1 pseudogene is annotated in these 537 nt (G+C 41.5%); it reads right to left on the bottom strand.

Annotated features, from left to right (window positions below):
- Positions 1–147 precede the first annotated feature (147 nt).
- A pseudogene (locus R7Q09_RS27945) lies at positions 148–537 on the bottom strand (oxygen-independent coproporphyrinogen III oxidase); the annotation flags it as partial.

Here is a 537-nt window from a genome sequence, read left to right as displayed (position 1 = left end):
TCAATGGCCTTGAGCTTGCTTTCATTTCTGATGCAGAAAAAGCAGAACTGAAAGAAAAAGTTAAAGATCGCGTTTAATCAGCGCAAAAATCATAAAAAATGCCAGCATTTGCTGGCATTTTTTGTATTTGGAATCGGCAAGCGATGATCAAATCACGCGAGAGAATTGCTGCTGACGCGCTTTTGCTCGCAGATATTTATCGAAGCTCATACAGATGTTACGGATAAGCAGGCGACCACGCAGTGTCACTCGAATTTCATTGTCATCCACTTCCACCAACTCATCATTGATGAACGTTTGCAGCAATTGCAGGTCTTCTTTGAAGTACTGTTCAAATTTCACTCTGAATTCAGATTCGATCGCTTTTTTATCAAGCTTAAAGTTACAAATCAGCTGCTTAATGACTTCACGACGGAGCAAGTCATCCGAATCGAGTGAGACACCTTTCCACAATGCGTGGCGAAGGTCATTTACTTGAGCGTAGTACTTCTTGAGCTCTTTTTGGTTTTGCGCGTACGCATCACCAATCATTGAAAT

The sequence above is a fragment of the Vibrio sp. 2130-1 genome (genome assembly GCF_033339515.1).
This window is presented reverse-complemented; position numbering and strand designations above follow the sequence as displayed.